Source organism: Brevibacillus reuszeri (assembly GCF_002897295.1).
In the GTDB taxonomy this organism is placed as follows: Bacteria; Bacillota; Bacilli; order Brevibacillales; family Brevibacillaceae; genus Brevibacillus; species Brevibacillus reuszeri_A.
Window position 1 is genome coordinate 1 of record NZ_BEXF01000155.1, and the last position, 327, is coordinate 327.

The following is a 327-nucleotide window of genomic DNA, read 5'->3' on the forward strand; positions in this document are numbered from 1 at the left end:
CGCCTGGCAACGTCCTACTCTCCCGGCTCCCTGCGGAGCAAGTACCATCGGCGCTGGAGGGCTTAACGGCCGTGTTCGGCATGGGAACGGGTGTGTCCCCTCCGCCATCATCACCAGACTTATAGGATGTAAGTCGTTCTGCGTTCTCGCATGGACGCGAGGGCCTTTAGCAGAACTTCCTTTCATCTTTTGAAGGAATGCTCCTTCAAAACTGAACAGCGAATGTGCGTTAATCGTCGTATCTCCATAGAAAGGAGGTGATCCATCCGCACCTTCCGGTACGGATACCTTGTTACGACTTCACCCCAGTCATCTACCCCACCTTCG

General features: G+C 54.7%; 2 rRNA genes. Both read right to left on the reverse strand.

Features of this window, described 5'->3' with window-relative positions:
- Position 1: 1 nt before the first annotated feature.
- Positions 2-118: ribosomal RNA gene (rrf, locus tag C3B52_RS35950) — 5S ribosomal RNA — on the reverse strand.
- A gap of 132 nt (positions 119-250) precedes the next feature.
- A 16S ribosomal RNA gene (locus tag C3B52_RS35955) occupies positions 251-327 on the reverse strand; the annotation flags it as partial.